The organism is Phaeobacter sp. QD34_24 (genome assembly GCF_028890115.1).
In the GTDB taxonomy this organism is placed as follows: Bacteria; Pseudomonadota; Alphaproteobacteria; order Rhodobacterales; family Rhodobacteraceae; genus Phycobacter.
Genome location: NZ_JARCJD010000013.1, coordinates 1 through 23,604, shown reverse-complemented (window position 1 = coordinate 23,604; position 23,604 = coordinate 1). Strand labels below are relative to the sequence as shown.

Annotated in this window: 18 protein-coding genes; 13 read left to right on the top strand and 5 right to left on the bottom strand. The window is 63.4% G+C overall.

Annotation, left to right across the window (positions count from 1 at the left end; translation table 11 throughout):
* Nucleotides 1-21: 21 nt before the first annotated feature.
* The 3 genes from PXK07_RS11790 (at nt 22) to PXK07_RS11780 (ending at nt 3,073) form a co-directional block, all read left to right on the top strand.
* Nucleotides 22-1,221: a UbiH/UbiF family hydroxylase gene (locus PXK07_RS11790; RefSeq protein ID WP_274848495.1), complete on the top strand. Its 1,200-nt coding sequence runs from the start codon at nt 22-24 to the stop codon at nt 1,219-1,221.
* 530 nt (nt 1,222-1,751) lie between these two features.
* Entirely contained in the window at nt 1,752-2,762 is a 1,011-nt protein-coding gene (locus tag PXK07_RS11785; RefSeq protein WP_274848494.1) for an AraC family transcriptional regulator, read from the top strand.
* A gap of 185 nt (nt 2,763-2,947) precedes the next feature.
* Entirely contained in the window at nt 2,948-3,073 is a 126-nt protein-coding gene (locus PXK07_RS11780) for a hypothetical protein (protein ID WP_274848493.1), read from the top strand.
* A 77-nt stretch (nt 3,074-3,150) separates the two neighbouring features.
* Here the strand turns inward: PXK07_RS11780 and PXK07_RS11775 are convergent, their stop codons facing one another.
* Nucleotides 3,151-4,005, bottom strand: coding sequence for a DMT family transporter (locus tag PXK07_RS11775; protein WP_274848492.1), 855 nt, complete (start codon nt 4,003-4,005; stop codon nt 3,151-3,153).
* A gap of 495 nt (nt 4,006-4,500) precedes the next feature.
* On the opposite strand from PXK07_RS11775, the gene PXK07_RS11770 reads away from it, so the two are divergent.
* From PXK07_RS11770 to cobA, 10 genes are all read left to right on the top strand, one after another.
* Nucleotides 4,501-5,085: an ANTAR domain-containing response regulator gene (locus PXK07_RS11770; protein WP_274848491.1), complete on the top strand. Its 585-nt coding sequence runs from the start codon at nt 4,501-4,503 to the stop codon at nt 5,083-5,085.
* Entirely contained in the window at nt 5,082-6,257 is a 1,176-nt protein-coding gene (locus PXK07_RS11765; RefSeq protein ID WP_274848490.1) for an ABC transporter substrate-binding protein, read from the top strand. Before PXK07_RS11770 ends, PXK07_RS11765 begins: the two co-directional genes overlap by 4 nt.
* A gap of 296 nt (nt 6,258-6,553) precedes the next feature.
* Nucleotides 6,554-7,921 carry a CmpA/NrtA family ABC transporter substrate-binding protein gene (locus tag PXK07_RS11760; protein ID WP_274848489.1) on the top strand — a complete coding sequence of 456 codons (1,368 nt, stop codon included), beginning with the start codon at nt 6,554-6,556 and terminating at the stop codon, nt 7,919-7,921.
* Between the two features lie 84 nt (nt 7,922-8,005).
* On the top strand, nt 8,006-9,088 hold the full coding sequence (locus PXK07_RS11755) for an ABC transporter permease (RefSeq protein ID WP_274848488.1): 1,083 nt from the start codon (nt 8,006-8,008) through the stop codon (nt 9,086-9,088).
* 5 nt (nt 9,089-9,093) lie between these two features.
* Nucleotides 9,094-10,773, top strand: coding sequence for an ABC transporter ATP-binding protein (locus PXK07_RS11750; protein ID WP_274848487.1), 1,680 nt, complete (start codon nt 9,094-9,096; stop codon nt 10,771-10,773).
* 5 nt (nt 10,774-10,778) lie between these two features.
* Complete coding sequence (gene nirB / locus PXK07_RS11745) at nt 10,779-13,223, top strand: nitrite reductase large subunit NirB (RefSeq protein ID WP_274848486.1); 2,445 nt, start codon at nt 10,779-10,781, stop codon at nt 13,221-13,223.
* Nucleotides 13,220-13,552 carry a nitrite reductase small subunit NirD gene (nirD, locus tag PXK07_RS11740; protein ID WP_274848485.1) on the top strand — a complete coding sequence of 111 codons (333 nt, stop codon included), beginning with the start codon at nt 13,220-13,222 and terminating at the stop codon, nt 13,550-13,552. The genes nirB and nirD overlap by 4 nt, the downstream gene beginning before the upstream one ends.
* A complete protein-coding gene (locus tag PXK07_RS11735; protein ID WP_274848484.1) occupies nt 13,549-16,173 on the top strand; it encodes a nitrate reductase in 2,625 nt (874 codons plus the stop codon). The genes nirD and PXK07_RS11735 overlap by 4 nt, the downstream gene beginning before the upstream one ends.
* A complete protein-coding gene (locus tag PXK07_RS11730; protein WP_274848483.1) occupies nt 16,170-17,129 on the top strand; it encodes a glycosyl transferase family protein in 960 nt (319 codons plus the stop codon). Before PXK07_RS11735 ends, PXK07_RS11730 begins: the two co-directional genes overlap by 4 nt.
* 11 nt (nt 17,130-17,140) lie before the next feature.
* Entirely contained in the window at nt 17,141-18,085 is a 945-nt protein-coding gene (gene cobA / locus PXK07_RS11725) for a uroporphyrinogen-III C-methyltransferase (protein ID WP_274848481.1), read from the top strand.
* Nucleotides 18,086-18,097: 12 nt separating this feature from the next.
* Here the strand turns inward: cobA and PXK07_RS11720 are convergent, their stop codons facing one another.
* From PXK07_RS11720 to PXK07_RS11705, 4 genes are all read right to left on the bottom strand, one after another.
* Entirely contained in the window at nt 18,098-18,946 is an 849-nt protein-coding gene (locus tag PXK07_RS11720) for an SAM-dependent methyltransferase (protein ID WP_274848480.1), read from the bottom strand.
* Between the two features lie 9 nt (nt 18,947-18,955).
* Nucleotides 18,956-20,290 (bottom strand): aromatic ring-hydroxylating dioxygenase subunit alpha, encoded by a 1,335-nt coding sequence (locus tag PXK07_RS11715; RefSeq protein ID WP_274848479.1) that lies wholly within the window; start codon nt 20,288-20,290, stop codon nt 18,956-18,958.
* Between the two features lie 67 nt (nt 20,291-20,357).
* The gene (locus PXK07_RS11710) at nt 20,358-21,416 is read right to left on the bottom strand and encodes a hypothetical protein (protein ID WP_274848478.1); all 1,059 of its coding nucleotides are present in this window, start codon (nt 21,414-21,416) and stop codon (nt 20,358-20,360) included.
* Nucleotides 21,417-21,432: 16 nt separating this feature from the next.
* Complete coding sequence (locus PXK07_RS11705) at nt 21,433-23,268, bottom strand: carbamoyltransferase family protein (RefSeq protein ID WP_274848477.1); 1,836 nt, start codon at nt 23,266-23,268, stop codon at nt 21,433-21,435.
* Nucleotides 23,269-23,604: the final 336 nt, after the last annotated feature.

Genomic DNA, 23,604 nt, shown 5'->3' with positions numbered 1-23,604 from the left:
CGACGATGAAAGGCGGCAGCCATGACCCAAACCACCAGCGACATCCTGATTTCCGGCGGCGGTATCGCCGGGCTGACCGCAGCCGCCGCCTTTGGATCCGCCGGGTTCCGGGTCATCTGTGTCGATCCGGCCGCTCCCATTACCGAACGGGATGTGGATGGATCGGACCTGCGCACCACGGCCATCCTGCAGCCAGCCCGCGATCTGTTGGAGCGCACCGGGCTGTGGGCGCGGCTTGCGGATCACGCCGCTCCGCTGCAGGTGATGCGCATTGTCGATGCCGGTGGAGAACAACCAGAACCCCGTGTGGTCAAGGATTTCAACGCCGCCGATATTTCCGACCGGCCCTTTGGCTGGAACCTGCCCAACTGGCTGTTGCGGCGCGAGTTGCTCGCCGCCCTTTCGGATCTGCCCAATGTGGATTTCCGTCCCGGCGTCGGCACCACCCATCTGTTCACCCGCCTGAACGAGGCGCGCGTCACCCTGACCGATGGCAGCCAGGAGCGCACCCGGCTGGTGATTGCCTGCGATGGTCGCAGCTCTCCCATGCGCGAGGCCGCGGGCATTCCAGTCAAGACCATTCGCTATGGGCAAAAGGCGCTGGCCTTTGCCGTCACCCATCCGCTGCCCCACGAGAACGTCTCGACCGAGATCCACCGCTCGGGCGGTCCCTTCACCCTGGTGCCGCTGCCCGATTACCAGGGGATGCCCTCCTCTGCGGTGGTCTGGATGGAACGCGGCCCACGGGCGACGGAACTGTTGCAGATGGATGTGCCCGCCTTTGAGGCTGAAATGACCCGGCGCAGCTGCGGGCTGTTCGGCGATCTGACCCTGGCCTCGCGCCGCACCATCTGGCCGATCATCAGCCAATCCGCCGAGCGGCTGAGTGGCGAACGGCTGGCCCTGATGGCAGAGGCGGCCCATGTGGTGCCCCCGATCGGCGCGCAGGGGCTGAACATGTCGCTCAGCGATCTGCGCTGCCTGCTGGAGCTGGCCGAGGCACGGCCCGAGGGATTGGGCGATGCCGCCATGCTGGAGGCCTATCACAAGGCCCGCCACCGCGACATCCAGCTGCGCGTCAAGGGCATCGATCTGCTCAACCGCACCTCCATGCTGGCGCCACGCCCGCTGCGCGATCTGCGCGCCTTTGGGCTCAACGCGCTCTATTCCATGGAGCCGGTGCGCAAGACCCTGATGCAGATGGGTCTGGGCGTCAAATAGACGGCCGGCCAGCGCCTTTCCCGCCGACGGGCACAGTCCATCCGCAGCCGCTTTCCCACAGCAGCATGGCAATCTATACGCTTTGCGACCTCACAACCAGAGGTATAATTTTCACCACCCCCCGCAATTCGGGTCGTAAAAACATGAAATGGTGTACCGATCTGTACGCGGCAATTTCACTCTCACCCCCGGGGAGTGACTGGCATCCACATGTTTTTAAATAACTTAATTTAGACCTCTTGCTCCCTTATCGACCGGGACCCAGATTGACATTGACATAATCAGTACCGGTCAGTACACCAATTACACAAATAGGTGATCCGCACTCCGCTGCGGAATGATTGATTGAAAGTCAGACCGATGTTGCATTTCCAAGCCAGATGTTTGCCGGCGAACCAATATCCCCTTTCGCCGTCTGCACGCACCGCCCGGACAGCATCCCCCCTGCAAGCGCCATCAACGGGCCGCGGTCGCTCTGGCGACCTTCCCGGTGGCCCGGCTCGCGCCCTCCCGACGGCAGGAGATCAGCCATGGCGACGGTGACCGCTACATTTGTCAATGTCATGACACGCGCTGCCGGATTGACCCTGTCAAAGGAGGGAAACCTCCTTCACGGCGATACCATCATCCATCGGCTGCGCAAGACCTCGGATGATGCGATACTCGATCAGGATTACTTCGACGCCCTGGATAGTATCCGCCGCTTTCACGGCGATGACCTCTCCCTCATGCGTACATATTCAGCCCTGATCAAGATGGACGATCTGGGTGTGCTGGGCCTTGCCATCAAAACCGCCCCGGATCTGCGCGCCGCGCTCTCGGTGATCCAGAGATACTTCGCCCTGGTGACCGACAACGTGGCCTACCGTTTCGAAGAGACCGAAACCCAGGCCAGCCTATCCATCGAAGAACAGATCGGCGTTCATCCGGCGCTGCAGTTTCGCAACGAATGCGCCCTGGCCAGCTTTGCCCATAACATGCGCAACCTGACCCAGGATGAGCTGCAGTTCGATCATGTCGCCTTCCGCCACCCCTGCCACGGCAAACCCGCGGCCTATGCCGATCTATTCGGCTGCGAAGTCCGCTTTGACGCCGGGCGCGATGCCCTTGTCATGCCGCTTGCGGCGCTGGACCAGCCGATCCGGCTTGGCGACAATGCGGTCAGCTCGTTTCTGGTGACGCATCTCGATGAACAAATCGATCAACTGCAGCGCACCCCATCCCTGGTGAAGGAGCTGCTGCAGAGGGTGACCAAGGTTCTGCACCACGGGTTGCCCCAGGCCAGTGAGATCGCAGCCGCCATGGGGATGAGCGAACGGACCCTTTATCGCCGCCTTGCCGAAGAGGGGCTGACCTATCGCGAGATCCTGCAGCAGGCGCAAACGCAGCTTGCGCATGAGCTGCTCACCTCCAGTGATCGCCCGATTGCCGAGATCGCCTTCCTGACCGGTTTTGCCGAGCAAAGCGCCTTCAGCCGCGCCTTCAAGCGCTGGGTCGGCCGGGCTCCGGCCCAATACCGCCAGGAGATGGGAAACATGTGATCCTTAGGCTCAGGACCCATTAATCCTACGGACCGGGAAGCTGGCAGAAACGGACACAAGCTTGGCAGAACGCGCCAATACACAGGCTGTAAAATCGCTGTAATCCTATCGACAGAAGACGGACACCCACACTGAAACGCCAGAGCACAAGACACCACTGGCCGGTCATCTGAAGGAACACGCCAATGAAAGAAATGTCCTCCCTTGTCATTCTTGCCCTGGCCGCAGCCATGGCCACCGGCCTGGTCTTGCTGCCGATCACGATGCCGCGCGCGGTCACCGTCGCCTCGCCCTTCACGCTGTCCAGCTGACACAACAGTGGCGGTCTTGCCAACACAGCCTTCTGGCAAGGATCGCTGCCGGTCGCTCGGGAGCGGCAGTGCGTGTCCTAGCGGTTTCGCAAAGTCTCGCGATACCAGACATAGAGCCCCGCGCATGTGATCAGCACACTGCCGACGATGGTCCAGAAATCCGGTATCTCATCGAAGAACACCAGCCCCCAAATGGCTGCAAACGCCAGCCCGGAATAGGAGAAGGGTGCCAGCATTGATGCTTCGCCTTGCGAAAACGCCTGGATCAGCGCCATTTGCCCCACCGTTCCGGCCAGCGCGATCAGCCCCATCAGGTAGACATCCCCCATATCCGGCGTCTGCCACTGAAAGGGGACCGCAAGGCTCAACAAGACCGTGCCGACCAGACCGGTGTAGAACAATGAGGTCCAGACGTCCTCATCCGACCCGACACGCCGCGTCAGCAGGGCATAGCCAGAATAGCATACCGCCGCCGCCAGCGGGAACATGGCCGCCGGGCTGAACACATCGCTGCCCGGCCGCATGATGATCATCGCCCCGACCAATGCCACCGCGATGCCTACAATGCGGCGCAGCCCCAGGGATTCACCAAGGAACAGCGCCGCGCCAAGGGTAATGAGAACCGGATTGGTCGACATCAGGGCCGCCGCATCGGTCAACGGGATAAGGCTGAGCCCGGTAAAGAAGAACCCGGTCGCGCTCATCAGCAATATGGAGCGCAGGAACTGCAGAACCGGATATTTGGTGCGCACCACCTGCCTCAGCCTGGGCAGCACGATGAAGAAGACCAACAGCATCTGCCCCGAATAGCGCGCCCAAAGCGAGGGCAGCACGCCAATGCTGGGCGTCAACGCCTTGACCGCCGCATCCATCACCGTGAAGCTGAAGATCGCGCCGATCATCAGCGCAATTGCACGATTTTGTCCGCTCATGAGGCACCGCCTGCGCAACGCCCGGCGCCCGAGGTCTGGCGCGGTACGCGCGAGCGGATCACGTTTTTCTTTGCCAGCAAGAGTTCAGCACCTTTTCAAGAAGAGGCAGAGGGAAAACACGACACTAGAAAGGGATCTGCAAAAGATAGGACCAGCAAAAATGGGACGGTCACGGCTGCGCGGCCTTCCCCACCCGATGTGCCTAGCGGTGATGGCAGGGCAAAGCAATAGAACCGGCGACATTCTCCGTATGATCTGATCCGGACCCGGTGCCTCTCCCGGGACCTGAAGAGCACTGCGCATGGGCGGCCCAGCGCGACCGCCATCGCCTGCCGATCATGAGTTCACATACCGCCCAATAAGTGACCCCAACGGGATTTCACGCCCATAATCTGGGCGAAGCCACCGGATACGCGGCGCTTTCCCCCCCTGACCCCGGTCCGTTTTTGCCGCGCCTTCTTGCCAGCCGGGCCGCAGCACATCTTTGCTATGGGCATGAGCACCCCCCTCTCCATCGTGGTTGTTGAAGAAGACCGAGACCGTGCGATCGCCATCGGTGACGCCCTGCGCAGCAGCGGCGACTGCGAGGTGCATGTGATTGTCGATACCTCGGGACTGGCCCGAAAGATCGCCGCCCATGCGCCGGATATCGTGCTGATCGACTATGACAACCCCACCCGCGACATGCTGGAGGAGCTGACCCTTGCCTCTGGCCCGCTGGAACGCCCGGTCGCCATGTTCGTCTCCGGCGCGGCCGGTGGCTTGGCGCAGGCCGCGGTCGAGGCGGGTGTCTCGGCCTATGTCGTCGATGGGCTGCGGCCCGAGCGAATCAAACCGGTGATCGATACCGCGGTGGCGCGGTTTCAGATGGTCCGGCAGATGCGCACCGAACTGGCCGAAACCCGCCGCGCCCTGGAAGAGCGCAAGGTCATAGACCGCGCCAAGGGGCTGGTCATGAAGGCCAAGGGCGTGAACGAGGAACAGGCCTATATGTTGCTGCGCAAGACGGCGATGGATCAGGGGCGCCGCGTTGCTGACGTGGCCGAGGCCCTGGTGACGGCCTCGGGGCTGTTGTCATGAAGACGCTCTCGATCTCTGTGGCCTATATGCCGCTGGTCGATGCCCTGCCGCTGATCGCGGCGCAGGAACTGGGCTTTGCCGAGGCCGAGGGCATCGCGCTGGACCTTGTTGCGGCCCCCTCCTGGTCATCGGTGCGCGATATGCTCAGCTTTGGCCGGGTCGATGCCGCGCATCTCCTGTCTCCCATGCCGGTGGCCATGGCCCTGGGCCTAGGCAGCGTCACCACGCCGCTTGCGGCGGTTTCGGTCCTGTCGGCCAACGGCAACATGATCGGTGTCAGTCGCACGGTCGAACAGAGGCTGCGCGACCAGGGATATGGATTCGACTTCGGCGATGCCCGGGCCGCGGCGCAGGCCCTGGCCAAGGCGACCGAAGGAACCCTGACCATTGGCGTTCCCTTCCCGTTTTCCATGCATGTGGAGTTGCTGAACTACTGGCTCGACTCCACCGGCCTGTCTGATCCGGGCATTGAAATCCGCACCGTCCCCCCGCCATTGATGGCCCAGGCCCTGCGGGACGGCAGCATCGATGCCTTCTGCGTCGGCGAGCCCTGGGGCTCGGTCGCGGTGGAGCAGGAAGTCGGCGCGCTGCTGTTACCCGGCAAGGCGATCTGGTCCTTTGCCCCGGAAAAGGTCCTGGCGGTGCGCAGCGGCTGGGCCGAAACCGAACCGGAGCTGTTGATGCGCATGATGCGGGCCGTCTGGCGCGCGGCACGCTGGGCCGCCCGCCCCGAAAGCCGCACCGCCGCCGCCGAGATGCTGTCACGCCCCGGCTATCTGGATGTACCTGCGGAATTGATCGACCGGGCGCTGACCGGGCAATTCATCATTTCCGGGCGCGGCGATCAACGCAACACAGATGGCCATGTGGATTTCTTCGACGGGGCCGCGAATTTCCCATGGCGCAGCCAGGCAAAATGGATCGGATCACGGCTGGCGCATCGCTTTGGCCTGGATCAGCGACAGGCCCAGGCCACCGCCGCGGGCGTGTTCCGCAGCGATCTGTTCCGCGCCGCCCTGCAGAACACCGGTGCAGATCTGCCCGGCGCCTCGCAGAAACTGGAGGGCGCGATTCGTCATCCCACGGCCGTTGCCTCGCTGAAAGGCGGGCTGATTCTGAAGCCGGACACGTTTTTTGACGGGCAGGTTTTTGAGCCGCTTGACGAGAAGTGATGCTTTTTTGGGCAGAAACACCCCTACAGTTGCTGCAATGCAGCAAAATCACCGGAAACCAAATATTAGCCAAGGACAACGCCCCCGAAACACCGCAGACTTGGTTCAGGTAGGCAACGGTGCCCACCGAACGACATTCGGCCCACAGTCCGGGCCATCACTGAGCAAAGCCGCTCGACCCTTCGCCCCCCTCCTCCTTCAGGGCGATTGTGTCGGCGGCTTTTTTCTTTGCCCAGATCGCATCGGGCATGCGCGGCCAGCTGGGTCTCCAGCGGGCGAAAACAAAGGATAGATCGATGAAAAAGCTTCTCCTCAGCCTGGCTGCCAGCACGGCGCTTGTCTCCCCGGCGCTGGCGGATTCTCTTGCGCTGGAAAAGGACGAACTCACCTTCGGCTTCATCAAGCTCACGGATATGGCGCCGCTCGCCGTGGCCTATGAACAGGGGTATTTCCTGGACGAAGGTCTGTTCGTCACGCTGGAGGCACAAGCCAACTGGAAGGTTCTGCTGGATGGCGTGATCGGCGGCCAACTGGATGGCGCCCATATGCTGGCGGGTCAGCCGCTGGCTGCAACCATCGGCTTTGGCACCGAGGCGCATATCATCACGCCCTTCTCGATGGATCTGAACGGCAACGGCATCACCGTCTCCAATGAAGTCTGGGAGATGATGAAGCCGAATATTCCCACCATGGATGACGGCCGCCCGCAGCACCCCATTTCGGCCGAGGCGCTGGCGCCGGTGGTCGAACAGTACAAATCCGAAGGCAAGCCCTTCAACATGGGCATGGTCTTCCCGGTCTCCACGCATAACTACGAACTGCGCTACTGGCTGGCGGCCGGCGGGCTGCACCCCGGCTATTACAGCCCGGAGAACGTCTCGGGCCAGATCGGCGCCGATGTCTTCCTGTCGGTGACCCCGCCGCCGCAGATGCCCGCAACGCTGGAAGCCGGGACCATCAACGGCTACTGCGTAGGCGAGCCCTGGAACCAGCAGGCGGTGTTCAAGGGCATCGGCGTTCCGGTGATCACCGATTACGAACTGTGGAAGAACAACCCGGAAAAGGTCTTTGGCATCACCGCCGAGTTCGCCGAACAGTACCCCAACACCACCCGCGCCGTGACCAAGGCGCTGATCCGCGCCGCCATTTGGCTGGATGAGAACGACAACGCCAACCGCCCCGAAGCGGTCGAGATCCTGAGCCGCCCGGAATATGTCGGCGCCGATTATGACGTCATCGCCAACTCGATGACCGGCACCTTCGAATACGAAAAGGGCGACAAGCGCGAAGTACCGGATTTCAACGTCTTCTTCCGCTACAACGCCACCTACCCCTTCTATTCCGATGCGGTCTGGTACCTGACCCAGATGCGCCGCTGGGGTCAGATCGCCGAGGCGAAATCCGACAGCTGGTATGACGAGGTCGCCAAATCGGTCTACCGCCCGGACATCTACCTGGAAGCGGCCAAGATGCTGGTGGACGAAGGCCTGGCCGACAAGGCGGATTTCCCCTGGGACAGCGACGGCTACAAGGCCGCAACCCCGGCCGAGGACATCATCGACGGCATCGCCTTTGATGGCCGCACGCCCAACGCCTACCTGGAAAGCCTGCCGATCGGCCTGAAGGGCGAACAGGTTGTCGTCGGTGCCGGCGTCGAAGGCTGACCTGACCCAATCCGGGAGCGTGCCAACCGGCGCGCTCCCCCTCTCCTCTCCCCGTTATAGTTCCGGTTTCGAAAGGCTCCCCCGATGACCACGACCGACCCCGATTTTGCCGCCGCCGAGGCCCGGGAAGCCCGGCGCGCCCGGCTGTTCACAAAAATCAACACTGCCGACAAATGGTTCCAGGTCCTGGGACTTGCCTGGGTGACGCCGATCCTGAAAGCCGTGGCCGGTGACAACCCGCAGGCCCAGGTCAAGGAAATCTGGCGCCTTCTGGCGGTGCCGCTGATCGCAATCGCCGCCTTCCTGCTGCTTTGGGGCACATTGGCGCCGAAGGTGCAGACCTCGCTTGGCGCTGTTCCCGGTCCGGCACAGGTCTGGACCGAGGTGGTCAACCTGCACGAGGATGCGCAGGCCAAGGCCGCCAAGCGCGAAAAATTCGAAACCATGGTGGCCAAGCGCAACGAGAAACTGATCGCCGCAGGCCGCGCCGATGAGGTCAAGACCGTCGCCTATACCGGCGCGCCCAGCTATTATCAGCAGATCTGGACCTCGATCCGCACGGTGTTCTTCGGCTTCCTGATCGCCACCGTCGTCGCTGTGCCGCTGGGCATCGCCGCAGGCCTGTCGCCGACCGCCAATGCCGCCATCAACCCGCTGGTGCAGATATTCAAGCCCGTCTCGCCCTTGGCCTGGCTGCCGATCGTCACCATGATCGTCTCGGCCGTCTATGCGACCAATGACGGGCTGTTCTCCAAGAGCTTCCTGATCTCGGCGATCACCGTGACGCTGTGTTCGCTCTGGCCGACGCTGATCAACACCGCCCTGGGCGTTGCCTCGATCGACAAGGATCTGGTGAACGTCTCCAAGGTCCTGAAAATGAACACCTGGACCAAGATCACCCGTCTGGTGCTGCCCTCGGCGCTGCCGCTGATCTTTACCGGGCTGCGCCTGTCCCTGGGTGTGGGCTGGATGGTGCTGATCGCCGCTGAAATGCTGGCGCAGAACCCCGGCCTTGGCAAATTCGTCTGGGATGAATTCCAGAACGGCTCCTCCAGCTCGCTCGCGAAGATCATGGTGGCCGTCTTCACCATCGGCATCATCGGCTTCCTTCTGGATCGGGTGATGTATGCGCTGCAGTCCCTGTTCACCTTCACGAACAACCGGTGATCGACATGGCTATCCTGACATTCGACAACGTCTCCAAAAGCTTTGGCACCGGGACCAGCGAAACGCATGTGCTGAAGAACATCAACCTTGAGGTCGAAGAGGGCGAATTCCTGGTGCTGCTCGGCTTTTCCGGCACCGGCAAGACCACCCTGATCAACCTGATGGCGGGTCTGGACAAGCCCAGCCGCGGCAAGGTCAGCTTTCGCGGCAAGACCATCGACGGCCCCGGCCCCGAACGCGGCGTGATCTTCCAGAGCTATTCGCTGATGCCCTGGCTGACGGTGGCTGGCAACGTGCGCCTTGCCGTCGATACGGTCTATCCGAAGATGCCCAAGGCCGAGAAGGACGCCAAGGTCGCCCATTACATCCAGATGGTCGGCCTGTCCCACGCGGCCAGCCGCCGCCCGGCGGAACTGTCGGGGGGCATGCGCCAGCGGGTCAACGTGGCCCGTGCGCTGGCCATGTCGCCCGAGGTCCTGCTGTTGGATGAGCCGCTTTCGGCGCTGGATGCGCTGACCCGCGCCAACCTGGCGGATGAGATCGAGGCGATCTGGGAGGCGGACAAGAAGACCTGCGTCCTGATCACCAATGACGTGGACGAGGCGATCCTTCTGGCCGACCGCATCATTGCGCTCAATCCCGATGGCACCCTCGGCGAGGAATTCCGCGTCACCATCCCCCGTCCGCGCGACCGGGTGGAGATGAACCACCACGAGGGCTTCAAATCCCTGCGCAGCCAGGTCACCTCCTACCTGATGGAGGTCGGCATCGAGGCCAAGGTCGAAGGCACCCGCCTGCTGCCTGATGTGACCCCGATCCATGGCCTTCCGTCTGCGGTGGCCAAGGCGCAGGAAAGCGCGACCGAGGAACGCTTCCTCGACTTCTCGCAGCTGCACAAGATCTACCCCACGCCCAAGGGGCCGCTCACCGTGGTCGAGGATTTCAACCTCAAGATCAACAAGGGCGAATTCATCTCCCTGATCGGCCACTCGGGCTGCGGCAAATCCACGGTTCTGACCATGGCCGCCGGTCTGAACCCGATCTCCAAGGGCGCGATCAAGCTGGACCGCCGCCACGTGGAGGGTGCCGATCCCGAACGGGCCGTGGTGTTCCAGTCGCCGAACCTGTTTCCCTGGCTGACCGCGCGGGAAAACTGCGCCATCGGGGTCGATAAGGTCTACCCGGGCGCCAGCCGCGCCGAGCGGCAGGATGTGGTGGAATACTACCTGGAACGCGTCGGCCTGGCCGATGCCATGGACCGCCCGGCCAGCGACATGTCCAATGGCATGCAGCAGCGGGTCGGCATCGCGCGGGCCTTTGCCCTGTCGCCGAAACTGCTGCTGCTGGATGAACCCTTCGGCATGCTCGACAGCCTGACCCGCTGGGAGCTGCAGGAGGTTCTGATGGAGGTCTGGTCGCGCACCAAGGTCACCGCCATCTGCGTCACCCACGATGTGGACGAGGCGATCCTGCTGGCCGACCGGGTGGTGATGATGACCAACGGCCCGCAGGCCACCATCGGCAAGATCACCGAGGTGAACCTGCCCCGCCCACGCACCCGCAAGGCGCTGCTCGAACACCCGGATTACTACAGCTACCGGCAGGAGGTGCTCGATTTCCTTGAGGAATACGAGCACGGCGCGAAACCGAAGAAACCGGCGCTCAAAGCCGTCGCCGCGGAGTAAGGACCATGACACAGAAACTCGTTGTTATCGGGGCAGGCATGGCCTCGGGACGGATGCTGGAACACCTGCTGAACGCGGATCCGAAAGCCTATGAGATCACCCTGTTCAATGCGGAGCCGCGCGGCAACTACAACCGGCTGATGCTGTCGCCGGTCTTGTCGGGGGAAAAGACCTACGCCGAGATCGTCACCCATGACGAAGACTGGTACGCCGAGCATGGCATCACCTGCCGGTTTGGTGAAAAGGTCCTCGCCATCGATCCCGCGCAGAAAGTCGTGCGCGGCGAAAAGGGCGATGTTGCCTACGACAAGCTGGTGATCGCCACCGGGTCGAACCCCTTCATGATCCCGCTCCCGGGCCATGATCTGGCGGGCGTGATCCCCTACCGCGATCTGGAAGACACCGAGGCAATGATGGCCTTGGGCGACCGCCCCGGCACAAAGGCGGTCGTGATCGGCGGCGGCCTGTTGGGGCTGGAAGCGGCCGCAGGCATGGCAGCGCGTGGCGTCGATGTCACCGTCGTCCATATCATGGGTCACCTGATGGAGCGTCAGCTGGACGAGGCCGCGGGATACCTCTTGCGCAAATCTCTGGTTGAGAAGGGGATCAAGGTTCTGTGCCAGGCGAACTCCAAGGAGATCCTGGATGACGGCACTGGCCATGTGAAGGCCCTGCGGCTGGAGGATGGCACCGAACTGCCCTGCGATCTTCTGGTGATGGCGGTGGGCATTCGCCCCAATATGGCACTGGCAGAGGCAACGGGGCTGACCTGCAACCGGGGTGTGATCGTGGATGATCACATGGTGACGTCAGATCCCGATATCCTGGCGCTTGGCGAATGCGTCGAACACGATGGCGCGCTCTTCGGTCTTGTGGCGCCGCTTTACGATCAGGCCAAGGTGCTGGCGCAGACCCTCTTGAGGCAGGAGGCGCGGTTTGTGAACAAAGAGGTCTCGACCAAGCTGAAGGTCACCGGATGTGACCTGTTCAGCGCCGGAGATTTCGCCGATGGCGAAGGGCGCGAGGACATCGTCTTTCGCGACCCCGCGCGCGGCGTCTACAAGCGGCTGGTGCTGGAGGGCGACCGGCTGATTGGCGCGGTGATGTACGGCGATACCGCCGATGGTGCCTGGTTCTACAGCCACATCAAGGACGGCAGCGATGTCAGCGAGATGCGCGATACGCTGATCTTTGGTCCGGCCTATCAGGGGGGCGCCTCTGCGGACCCTTTGTCAGCCGTTGCAGCCTTGCCGGATGATGCGGAAATCTGCGGCTGCAACGGCGTTTGCAAGGGCGATATCGTCTCGGCGATCCACGATGGCGCCACCGATCTGGGCGCATTGCGGGCCTGCACCAAGGCGTCTGCCTCCTGCGGGACCTGCACGGGACTGGTGGAACAGGTGCTGGCCGTCACCCTGGGCGATGACTACGCCGCCCCCACGGCGCAACCGATCTGCGGCTGCTGTGATCTGACCCACGAGGACGTGCGCCGCCTGATCAAATCACAAGAGCTGAAATCCCAGGCCGCCGTCTGGCAGGAACTGGGATGGAAGACCCCCAATGGCTGCCATGTCTGCCGCCCGGCGGTGAACTTCTACCTCTTGGCCGATTGGCCGGTGGAATATCAGGACGACCCGCAAAGCCGTTTCGTCAACGAACGCAAACACGCCAATATCCAGAAGGACGGCACCTTCTCGGTGGTGCCGCGCATGTGGGGCGGCATGACCACCCCGGACGAGCTGCGCGCCATCGCCGATGCAGCCGAAAAATACAACGTCCCCACCGTGCATGTGACCGGCGGCCAGCGCATCGATCTTCTGGGCGTGCGGGGCGAGGATCTGCCGCATATCTGGGCCGATCTCAACAAGGCGGGCATGGTGTCGGGCCACGCCTATGCCAAGGGGTTGCGCACGGTGAAGACCTGCGTCGGCAAGGATCACTGCCGCTTTGGTACCCAGGACAGCACAGGTCTGGGAATCAAGCTGGAAAAACGGCTTTGGGGCTCATGGTCTCCGCATAAGGTGAAGCTGGCCGTCTCGGGCTGTCCGCGCAACTGCGCCGAGGCCACCTGCAAGGACATCGGCGTTGTCTGCGTCGACAGCGGTTACCAGATCGGTGTCGCGGGGGCTGCCGGCATGGATGTGAAGGAAACCGAACGGCTGGCCGATGTCGCAACCGAGGAAGAGGCGCTCGACCTCGCCACCGCCTTCATGCAGCTTTATCGCGAGAACGCCAAATACCTGGACCGCCCCTACAAATGGGTCGCCAAGGTCGGCCTTGATTGGGTGAAGGCCCGCGTCGTCGATGACCTGACCGAACGCCAGCGCCTGGTCGACGCGTTTGAACTGTCGCAAACCATCTACCGCAAGGACCCTTGGGCCAAGGAAGTGGAGGAGAAATCCGCCTCTTATGCCCCCCTTGCCGATCTCACCCTGGAGGCCGCGGAATGAGCTGGATCGATATCGGACATATTGACGAGGTGCCCCTGCGCGGCGCGCGGCTTTTGAAAACCCCGATGGGCTGTATCGCGGTTTTTCGCACCGCCGAGGCCGAGGTCTTTGCCGCCTCCAACAGCTGCCCGCACAAGGGCGGCCCCCTGTCCGAAGGCATCGTGCATGGGCAATCGGTGACCTGCCCGCTGCACAACTGGGTCTTTGATCTCAACACCGGAGAGGCGCAGGGTGCCGATGAGGGGCGGATCGAGACCTACCCCTTGCGCCTGGACGGCAGCCGCATGCTGATCGACGCCAGCGCCCTTGCCGGGCAGAACGCCGCATGAGCGCGCCCGGCGGGATCCGCTCCACCTGCCCCTATTGCGGGGTGGGCTGCGGGGTTTTATTGTCCCCGGATGGCGAGGGCGGTCTTGCCGTGCGCGGCGATCCGGACCACCCGGCCAACTTCGGGCGGCTGTGTTCGAAAGGCTCGGCCCTGGGTGAAACCCTGGGACTGGACAATCGCCTTCTGGCGCCCAAGGTGGACGGTCAGGACAGCGATTGGGACACGGCGCTCGATCTGGTCGCCGACCGGTTTTCCCAGACGATCCGCGATCACGGCCCGGACAGCGTCGCCTTCTATGTCTCCGGCCAGTTACTGACCGAGGACTACTACGTCGCCAACAAGCTGATGAAGGGCTTCATCGGCTCGGCCAATATCGACACCAATTCGCGGCTCTGCATGGCCTCCAGCGTGGCGGGGCACAAGCGCGCCTTTGGCAGCGATACCGTGCCCGGCACCTATGAGGATCTGGACGAGGCCGATCTGGTGGTGCTGGTGGGATCGAACCTCGCCTGGTGTCATCCGGTTCTCTACCAGCGCCTGCTGGCGGCGAGAAAGGAACGCGGAACGAAAATCGTGGTGGTGGATCCGCGCCGCACCGCCAGTTGCGACGGGGCGGACCTGCATCTGGCGCTTGAACCGGGCAGCGACGTGGCCCTGTTCAACCACCTGCTTACGCAGATTAGCGCACGTGGCGCGATTGACCCGGATTTCCTGAACCACACCAACGGGTTCGAGGCAGCACTCGAAGCGGCCCGGCTTGACAGCCTGTCCCCGACCGGCCTGAGTGACCAAGAGGTCAGTGCCTTCTGCGACATGTGGATCGGCACCGAAAAGACCGTCACCATCTACAGCCAGGGCGTCAATCAATCGACCAGCGGCAGCGACAAGGTGAACGCCATCCTGAACTGCCATCTGGCCACCGGGCGCATCGGCAGGCCCGGTATGGGGCCGCTGTCGGTGACTGGCCAGCCCAATGCCATGGGCGGACGCGAGGTCGGTGGGCTGGCGAACATGCTGGCCTGTCATCTGGACCTGGAAAATCCCGATCACCGCCAGGCGGTACGCGACTTCTGGCAAGCGCCGCAAATGCCAGAGGCACCGGGGTTGAAGGCGGTGGACATGTTCCGTGCCGTGGCCGACGGGCGGATCAAGGCGCTCTGGGTCATTCACACCAACCCCGCCGTATCCATGCCCGACGCCGCCGCCGTGCGCGCCGCGATCAAGGCCTGCCCCTTTACCGTGGTCAGCGACATCACCGAACAGACCGACACCGCGCGGCTGGCGCGGGTGCTGCTGCCTGCCAGCGCCTGGGGCGAAAAGGACGGCACCGTCACCAATTCCGACCGCACCATCAGCCGCCAGCGCGCCGCCCTGCCCGCCCCCGGTCAGGCGCGTCCCGACTGGCAGATCCTCTGCGAGGTGGGTAAGCGCATGGGATGGGCCGCCGCCTTTGACTATGAATCCCCGGTCGAGATCTTCCGTGAATATGCCGCCCTTTCCGGGATCGCGGGGCAGTTCGGGCGCGACTTCGATATCTCGGGCCTCGCCGGGCTCGACAGGGCAGATTACGACACCCTTGCCCCCACCCGCTGGCCCGTCAGCGCCCAGCGCAGCGGGGGCCGCTTCTTTGCCGATGGCGCGTTCTATCACGGGGACGGAAAGGCGCGGCTGCTGCCTTTGCGCTATCGCCCGCCCGCGGCCAGGACGGGGCCGAAATATCCCTTCCGGCTCAATACCGGGCGGCTGCGTGATCAGTGGCACACGATGACACGCACAGGGCTTTCACCGCGTCTTGGCGCCCATATGCCCGAACCCTTCCTTGAGCTGCACCCCGAGGACGCCACCGCCCTGAACATCGCTCCGGCAGATCTGGTGGAACTGCGCAGCCCCAGGGGCAGCGGCATCCTGCGCGCGCGGATCAGCGACGCGGTGCAGCCCGGGCAGGTCTTTGCGCCGATCCACTGGACCGGGGAAACGGCGCCCTCAGGCCGGATCGACGATCTGGTCGCCGCGGAAACGGACCCGGTGTCGGGCCAGCCTGAAAGCAAGGCCAGCGTCGTTGCAGTCGAAAAAATGCAGGCCGCATGGTATGGTTTCGCCGTCTCCACCAGCCCCATGCGCCCCCACGCCGATTACTGGGCGCTGGCGCCCACCCGCGCGGGCTATCGCGCCGAGCTGGCCGGATATGCACCCGCTTCCGATTGGGAAGAGGAAGCCCGCCGCCTGTTCGACCTGCCACGCGCCGAAGCCGCCACGATCCTCGACCCCGCACGCGGCACAGCCCGCATTGCTCTGTTTGACCAGGGGCGCCTGCTTGCAGCCCTGTTTGTGGATCGCGAACCGGTGGCGGCGGTGCGGGACTATCTTGCCACTGTACCCAGCGATGCAGGCACCGCCGTTCTGACCGGCCGCCCCCCGGCGGATGTGCCGGATCCGGGGCCGGTGATCTGCTCCTGCTTCGGGGTTGGTGTCAACACCATCGTCACCGCCATCGAAACCCGCAACTTGATGAGCGTCGAGGCGATCGGCATCGCCCTTGAGGCGGGCACGAATTGCGGCTCCTGCCGCCCGGAACTGGCCGCGATCCTGGCCAGCACCCAAAGGCGGGAGGCTGCGGAATGAGCCTGGCCGATCATGTGCGCACCCTGGGCCGGGGGCCGGGCCGCTCCCGTTCCCTGACCCAAGATGAAGCGCAGGCTGCCATGGCCCTGATGCTGCAAGGTGATGCTGCGCCGGAGGCCATTGGTGCCCTGTTGATGCTCATGCGCATGAAGGGGGAGACGGCGGAAGAGATCGCCGGTTTTGCCGCCGCGGCGCAAGCCCACGTGCCGACACTGCCGCAGGTGGATCTGGATTGGCCGTCCTATGCGGCGGGTCGCACCCGCGGGCTGCCCTGGTTTCTGGTCTCGGCGCTGATGGTGGCGCAAAGCGGCAAACGAGTGATGCTGCATGGCTGGAACGGCGCGGACCCGACCGTGCGAAACGGTCTGGCGACCCTCGGCATCCCGCTGACCCGGACCGCTGCAGAAGCCGAGGCCGCCCTGAATGCGGGCAATATCGTCTATATGCCGCTGGAGGATCTCTGCCCGCCTCTGTTGCGCTTGCTCTCGCTGCGCGAGGTTCTGGGCCTGCGCTCCTGCGTCAACACGGTGTGCCGGATGCTGAACCCCGCGCGGGCGGCCGCCAGCGTTCAGGGCGTCTTTCATCCCTCCTACCGGCTGCTGCAGGCCGATGCCGCCCAGCGCCTGGGCTGGCATGCGCTGACCGTGATCAAGGGCGGCGGCGGTGAGTTCGAACGCCACCCGGCCAAGGCGATCGAAGCCTTTGGACTGAGGAATGGAGCGCCATGGCAGGACACCGAGGCCGCGCGCCTGGCACAAACCCGGCGGCTGGCGGATAGCGCGGGCCATATCAACTCGCTGAAGGTGGCGCTCAGCTCTGCCGCCCTGCCGCGCTTTGAGACCGAGGTGATCCTCGGCACCGCGCAACTGGCCCTTGATACCCTGGGCTGTTCGCACAGCCCCTTGCACTTTCCCGACGGCAGCCCGGCGCCGACGGCGCTTTCCCTCACAGCCTGAAAGGACATCCCATGACATTGCTGCAAAGGCTGTTTCACATCACCGCCGCGCCGCTTGGCACCGCACAGGCGCCCTCTGTTGCGACCGGCCCCGGCCTTGGGATCCTTCCCCTGGTGCTGGCCCGCCTGAGCACAGCGGCGCATCGGCTCGCCGCGCGTCCGATGACCCCCGCAACACCGCAGGAGAAAGGCCGGGCCAAGGGCCATATCGCGCTGGTCGGTGCCGGTCCCGGCGCGCGGGACCTGCTGACCCTGCGCGCGGTGCAACGCATTCAGGCCGCAGATGTCGTGTTCTATGATCGGCTGGTGGAGCCGGAGGTCGTTGCCCTGGCATCGCCCAAGGCAAAACGGGTCTTTGTTGGCAAACATGTGGGAGCGCACAGCTGGCCGCAGGAGCGGATCAATGCCGCCATCGTCACGACCGCGAAACAGGGGTTGAGGGTCGTGCGGCTGAAATCGGGCGATCCCAGCATCTTTGGCCGGGCGGGCGAAGAATTGAACGCCGCCCGCCAGGAGAACATCGAGGTGGAGATCGTACCCGGAGTGACCTCTGCCTCGGCGGCGGCGGCTGAACTGGGACAAAGCCTGACCGAACGCGGCATTGCCGATACGCTGATCCTGACCACCGGCATGAGCCGGGCGGGCGCAGCGCTGCCTGACAGCGCGCGGTTTTCGGGACCAGGCACAACGACCGCCTTTTACATGTCCGTGGCACAGGCCGGACGCATTCGCGATGCCCTGCTGGCGCGGGGCCTGCCCGCGGATGCGCCGGTCAACATTGCCGTGGATGTCTCGAAACAGGGGCAACGGCTTCTCAGCGGGCGCCTGGAGGCGCTGGAACACCTGCTGTCCAGCAATCAGGTCAAAGGCTGTGCGATGATACTGGTGACCTGGCCGACGGGTGTTTGCGCCAAGGCACCATCCCGCGCCCTCCTGGACGCGCATGCCGGGCCCTAAGGCCCGGAGCGATCACGCCTCGTCCCGCTGGGCCAGAATGGTGAAGAACCCCGGATAATAGCTGTTTTCATCGCGGTTGCGTTGCCAGGATATGGCTTCGCATCTCTTTTCCAGCTCTTCGAGCGCCGGCCTGTCGTCCACGTCCTGATATTGATTGATGCTGGTCGACACCAGCGACAGCCCCTCTTCATCCAGCCAGTTCCATACCTCTGCCAGGGTGTGCTGGGTTTCATGCGGGTGCAACACCTGATCGCGAAACCAGGAGCGCTGATGCGTCTCGTCGCTCAAGGTGCTGGCGCAGCTGCGAAACCTCTCAAAGGCGGCCTCTTCCCCCTCACGGGCATGAATGCCCTGAAACAGCTCCAGAAACGGGCGGCGGCCAAAGAGATGGTACAGGCCGACAAACAGGAAGCCGCCGGGCGCCACGAACTGCGCGGCATGGGCAAAGGCCGCGCGGCAATCGCGGGTATGATGCAGCACCCCGACGCTGACCACCAGATCGAAGCTGTCGGGGGACTGGAACTCGAAAAGGTCGCTTTCGACGAACCGGACCTGATCCGTGGTTCCAAGACGCCCCGAGACATCGCGCGCACGCGCCAAGGCCGCAGCGGTGAAATCCACCGCCGTCACGGATTTCCCATAGTGTTTTGCCATCGAATTGGAGGCCCAGCCCGCGCCACAGCCCAGTTCCAGCACGGTTTCGATCTCATCCTCTTCCAGCAGCGCGTCCAGATCCGGGTAATCCGCGATCGGATTGCGGGCCACGCTGTCCGCTGCCAGCCCGGCATCCGAGTAGTAGTTGAACGGCATGTCGCGATAAAAATCCCGAACCGCATGGGTAACCGAAGAAGCGTCAGTCATCTCGTCCTCTTATAGATAGGTCCGCGCACGGCGCAGCCCGGCGATGGCGAGCAGGCCCATGAGCGCCAGCGCGATCAGGCTGATCTGCCAGGTGCCACCGTCACTCAGAATGGCCAGGACCGTCGCCACCGCGACCAGTCCGATCAGCGCCTTGATGCCAAGATTGATCCTGCGCAGCACCCGCTGGCAGGTGGAACAGATCTCGGTGTGCAGCCGGTGCCGATCATGCGGTATATTGGCCTCCTCGGGCACCAGACCGCTGTTCTTGGCCGTGGTGAAGCCGCGATAGAACGGCAGGTTAGCGCCGTGGCGATCCAGCCAGCGGCGGTATTCCACCACCAGCCGGTCCGAGGTCTTGATGGGCAGCCAGGCCTTGCTCAGCGGTTGGTCGGCGGTCTCGATCTCGCGGTGCTGCCCGACCACCACGCCCATGTCCTGTTCCAGGATCAACACCTGCGATTGATGTTCCAGCCAGCGCGGCTTGAGACGCTCCAACAGGCCGTTGAAGTTGCTGTATTTCCGATACAAGAGCCGACAATGCCCCTTGCCCATCGGCAAGGAGAACAGCTCAAGACCGGCGATCAGATCGTTGTCGGCATACTCCGACCGATAGCGGATCAGGTTCGGCGCGACGAATTCCACATGGGCCGCTCCCATTTCGGGGGCGTCCTCTTCCCGTTCCAACCCGATATGGCGAAAGGTAGCCCGGATACCATCCAGGCCACTGTGCACGATGTCGAACTTGAGCGGGCTGGCCGCCTCTCGCAGCCCGCCGCCGCGCACGCCATCATGGGCAATGTGGATATGGGCAACGTCGATGACATTCTCGACCAGGTAGCTTTGATCATAGGGCAGATCCATCTGGAAGGTGACCGCCTTGATCTCTGGCGATTGTGGCGCATGGCTGACCGGGATCAGCGTCTTGTCCGCCTCCGCGGCGTCGCCGGCCCAGACCCAGACGATGCCATCCACGATCTCCAACGGGTAACGCTGCACGCAGGAGCGGATCGGATAGTCCTTGCCCTCGATCATCTGCGGGATGAGCTGGCAATCGCCTGCGCCGTCGAATTGCCAGCCATGATAAAGGCACTCCAGCCGACCATCGACGATCTGCCCGTCGGACAGGCGCGCCAGCCGGTGCGGGCACAGATCGCGCAGACAGTTGAGCTGCCCGGCGCCGTCAAAGAACAGCACCAGACCGGTATCATAAATCGATACCCGGCTGGGCTTGTCGCGGGGAAGATCCTCCAGAAAGGACACCGGGTACCAGCATCGTTCCCAGTCAAAAGCCTCGTGTAGCGGACGGGCGGTATCTGTTTCGGTTTCCAAGATCTGCTCATTCATGATCAGCTTCCCTGTGTCTCCGTGGCGTGCCGGTCTGGCTGCTGCGGGCCTGCGCCCTCTGGTCCCGTCACCGTCGATGGGCCTGCCGCACAAAAGCCCAATCCGGGCTTTCGGACTTGAGCCGTTCGACATGGGCCGACAGCCTGCCACCCCAGTCTTCCTGCCCATCGGCCGATAGCAATGCGGCATAGCGTGTCAGCATCCGGATCGCCAAGGCTTCATGGGTGCGCTTGCCCGCATGCATGCCATCGGCGGCCAGATCGGCCCGCTTCTCAAAAAACCTGTGCAGCAAGAGCCGACCTTGATCCAGTTGCTCATAGACCGGAGACAGGATCGCCGTCTGATAGTTCTTCGGGCGCAGCACTTCAGATACGAGGATGCTCTCGATCCCGCGCAAGCGGCAGATCGACTGCATCAGAAGCGCGTTCTTGGCGAGGTTCATCCGGCCGAAATGAACGTTGTAGAGATCGATGAACCCCTGCACCGGGATTGGCGCGTTCTCGATCTCCTCGATATCTATGTCGGAGACCTTGTAGTTCTTGGCCTGTTTGGCGGTGTAGTCTTCTATGCGGTCAGCCACCGGCAGCAGGCCCAGGACCAGATCCGGGGCGACACCATCGATCTGGCGCAGCAATGTTCGGGCACAGTAGTCCGCCGACGCCCCACCGACAGAGAGGTTGATCACGTTGATCGCCGCCTCCGGCCAGTTCAGCGCCTGGGCCAGGTGGTGTTTGAACCGCTGGCCGAGACTGCACTCGAAGGGCACACCATTGCCCAAGGCGTGGCTCTCCCCCACGATCAGGATGCGCAGCTTTGCGCCCGGATCCAATTCCTCACTGCGGTAGCCGGCCGAATTGAAGCGGTATTCCACGGTTTCACTTGTGTCGCTGCCATAGCTTTTCTTGATCTCCCCCGGCGCATGCAGCATCGAGCGGGTGTCGCAGGGCAGCAAGCTGGCCCCAGGTTTCGGGCCCGCGCGGGCGGTCACGGCAGGCGCCAGGGCCGTGACATCGTCGTGATCCGCTGCCGCGTGACGACGGGCGACACGCTGTGCGACCAGCCCGCCCAGGCCCATCGCCGAAAGCAGGGAGACGACCGTCGCCTTGGTTCTTGTCGAGATGCTCATGAGGGACGCTCCACGTTCAATCCGGTTCCAGGGCGCTTTTGTAATCCAGCCGCAACGCCGGATCCTGCGCCTCCTTTTCCAGGATGCAGTTTCCTGCGACCAGCACATCGATCTCGGTGCCCATGAAACATCGGAACGCATCCTCCGGTGTGCAGACGATCGGCTCTCCGCGCACGTTGAAGCTGGTATTGACCAGCACCGGGCAGCCGGTCCGGTGCTTGAAGGCGCTCAACAGCCGGTGCAGGGCCGGGTTGGTGCGCAGGCTCACGGTCTGAAGCCGTGCCGAATAATCCACATGAGTCACCGCCGGTATGGTCGACCGCACTTGATTCAGCCGGGTCATCAGGTCTTCACCGGCATCACCGGGCGCCCCCCGGCGTTGCGACTGGTGCACCGGAGCGGTGATCAGCATATAGGGGCTCTCTCCCTGGTGCTCGAACCAGTCCGAGGCGTCTTCCTCCAGAACCACCGGCGCAAAAGGGCGAAAGCTTTCCCGGTTCTTGACCTTCAGGTTCAGGACCTTCTGCATCGCCTCTGACCGGGCATCGGCCAGGATCGAGCGTGCCCCAAGTGCGCGCGGGCCGAACTCCATCCGCCCCTGGAACCAGCCCACCGCCTTGCCTGCCTCCAGCGCCTCGGCCACGCGGGCGATGGTCGCCTCGTCGTCCAGGGCTTCAAAAGAGGCGCCGACAGCCGTAAGCCGGTCTTCGATCTCGGACTGCGCATAATCCGGCCCCAAATAGGCCCCCTGCATGGCGTCCCGGCCCGTGGCCGGTGCCCGTGGTTGCCCCAGATGCTGGTGATGCGCCGCCAGTGCCGCCCCCAGGGCGCAACCGGCATCGCCGGCCGCGGGCTGGATCCACAATCCGTCGATGCCGGTTTCCCTCAGGATCCTGCCATTTGCGACGCAGTTCAGCGCGACCCCGCCGGCCAGGCACAGGTTGCGTTGATCGTACCGCTGCATCAGGCTGCGCACCATGCGCAGAACGATCTCTTCCGTCACCACCTGCAGCGAAGCGGCCACATCCATGTGAAACTGGGTCAGCGGCTCTGCCTCGCCTCGGCGCGCCGGTTGACCGAACAGATCCGAAAGATCATCCGAGATCATGGATTGACCGACACAATAGTCGAAATAGCGCTGATCAAGCGAGAAGCTGCCGTCCTCCTTGAGGTCCACCAGGTGATCGAAGAAGAGATCACGGAACCGCGGCTCCCCATAGGGCGCCAGCCCCATGACCTTGTATTCGCCGGACAGGACCTTGAAACCCAGATACTGGGTGATCGCGGTATAGAGCAGGCCCAGAGAATTCGGGAAATCAAGCTCCAGTTCGGGCACAAGATCGCTGCCGCGCCCCAGGCACACCGATCCTGTCGCCCATTCGCCCACCCCGTCCAGCGTCAGCACCAGCGCGTCCTCAAAGGGGGAGGGATAAAAGGCCGATGCGGCATGGCTCTGGTGGTGCTCGGCAAAAAGCAGCTTCCCCGACTGCACGCCAGCCGGGTCGATTGCCGCCAGTTCAGCCAGGATCTGGCGCTTCTGCCAAAGCTTGCTGCCCAGCCACAGCGGCATGGCCTGCCGAAACGCCCAAAACCCGCGCGGTGCAAAATCGGCAAAGCTGCGCATCATCCGCTCAAACTTCGCCAGCGGCTTTTCGTGAAAGACAACGTGGTCGATTTCGCTGAGATCACACCCGGCCCGATCAAGACAGAACTGGATCGCCTGTTTGGGAAAGCCTGGATCGAACTTTTTCCGCGTGAACCGCTCTTCCTGGGCCGCCGCGATGATCTTGCCATCCACAAGCAAGGCCGCAGCGCTGTCGTGATAAAATGCCGAGAGGCCAAGGATCTTCAATTGTCTTTTCCATTTTGCTGCAAGCTGGATGAATGACAAAGGGCGTGTCTTGCGTCAGCGCATCCGGTCCATTCTGCGAAAAGCCCGGGTCTTTCGCTGCCGCCACAGGCTTTGGCGCGCCGCATCGTGGGATGTGATCAACCGCCGCCCCCGCAAAAGCCGATACGCCCCGGCAACCGGCACCCAGATCACGCAGAAGACACAAAACCAGAAAAGAGTTCCAAGAAAGGGCATAAGGATCATTCTGAAAGAAATTGGACGCTAGGGTCAGGACTCATAGCCAGTAAATGACGAGCGCTGCGAGTGCGATGGCTGACAGGAAGACCTTTGGGCACC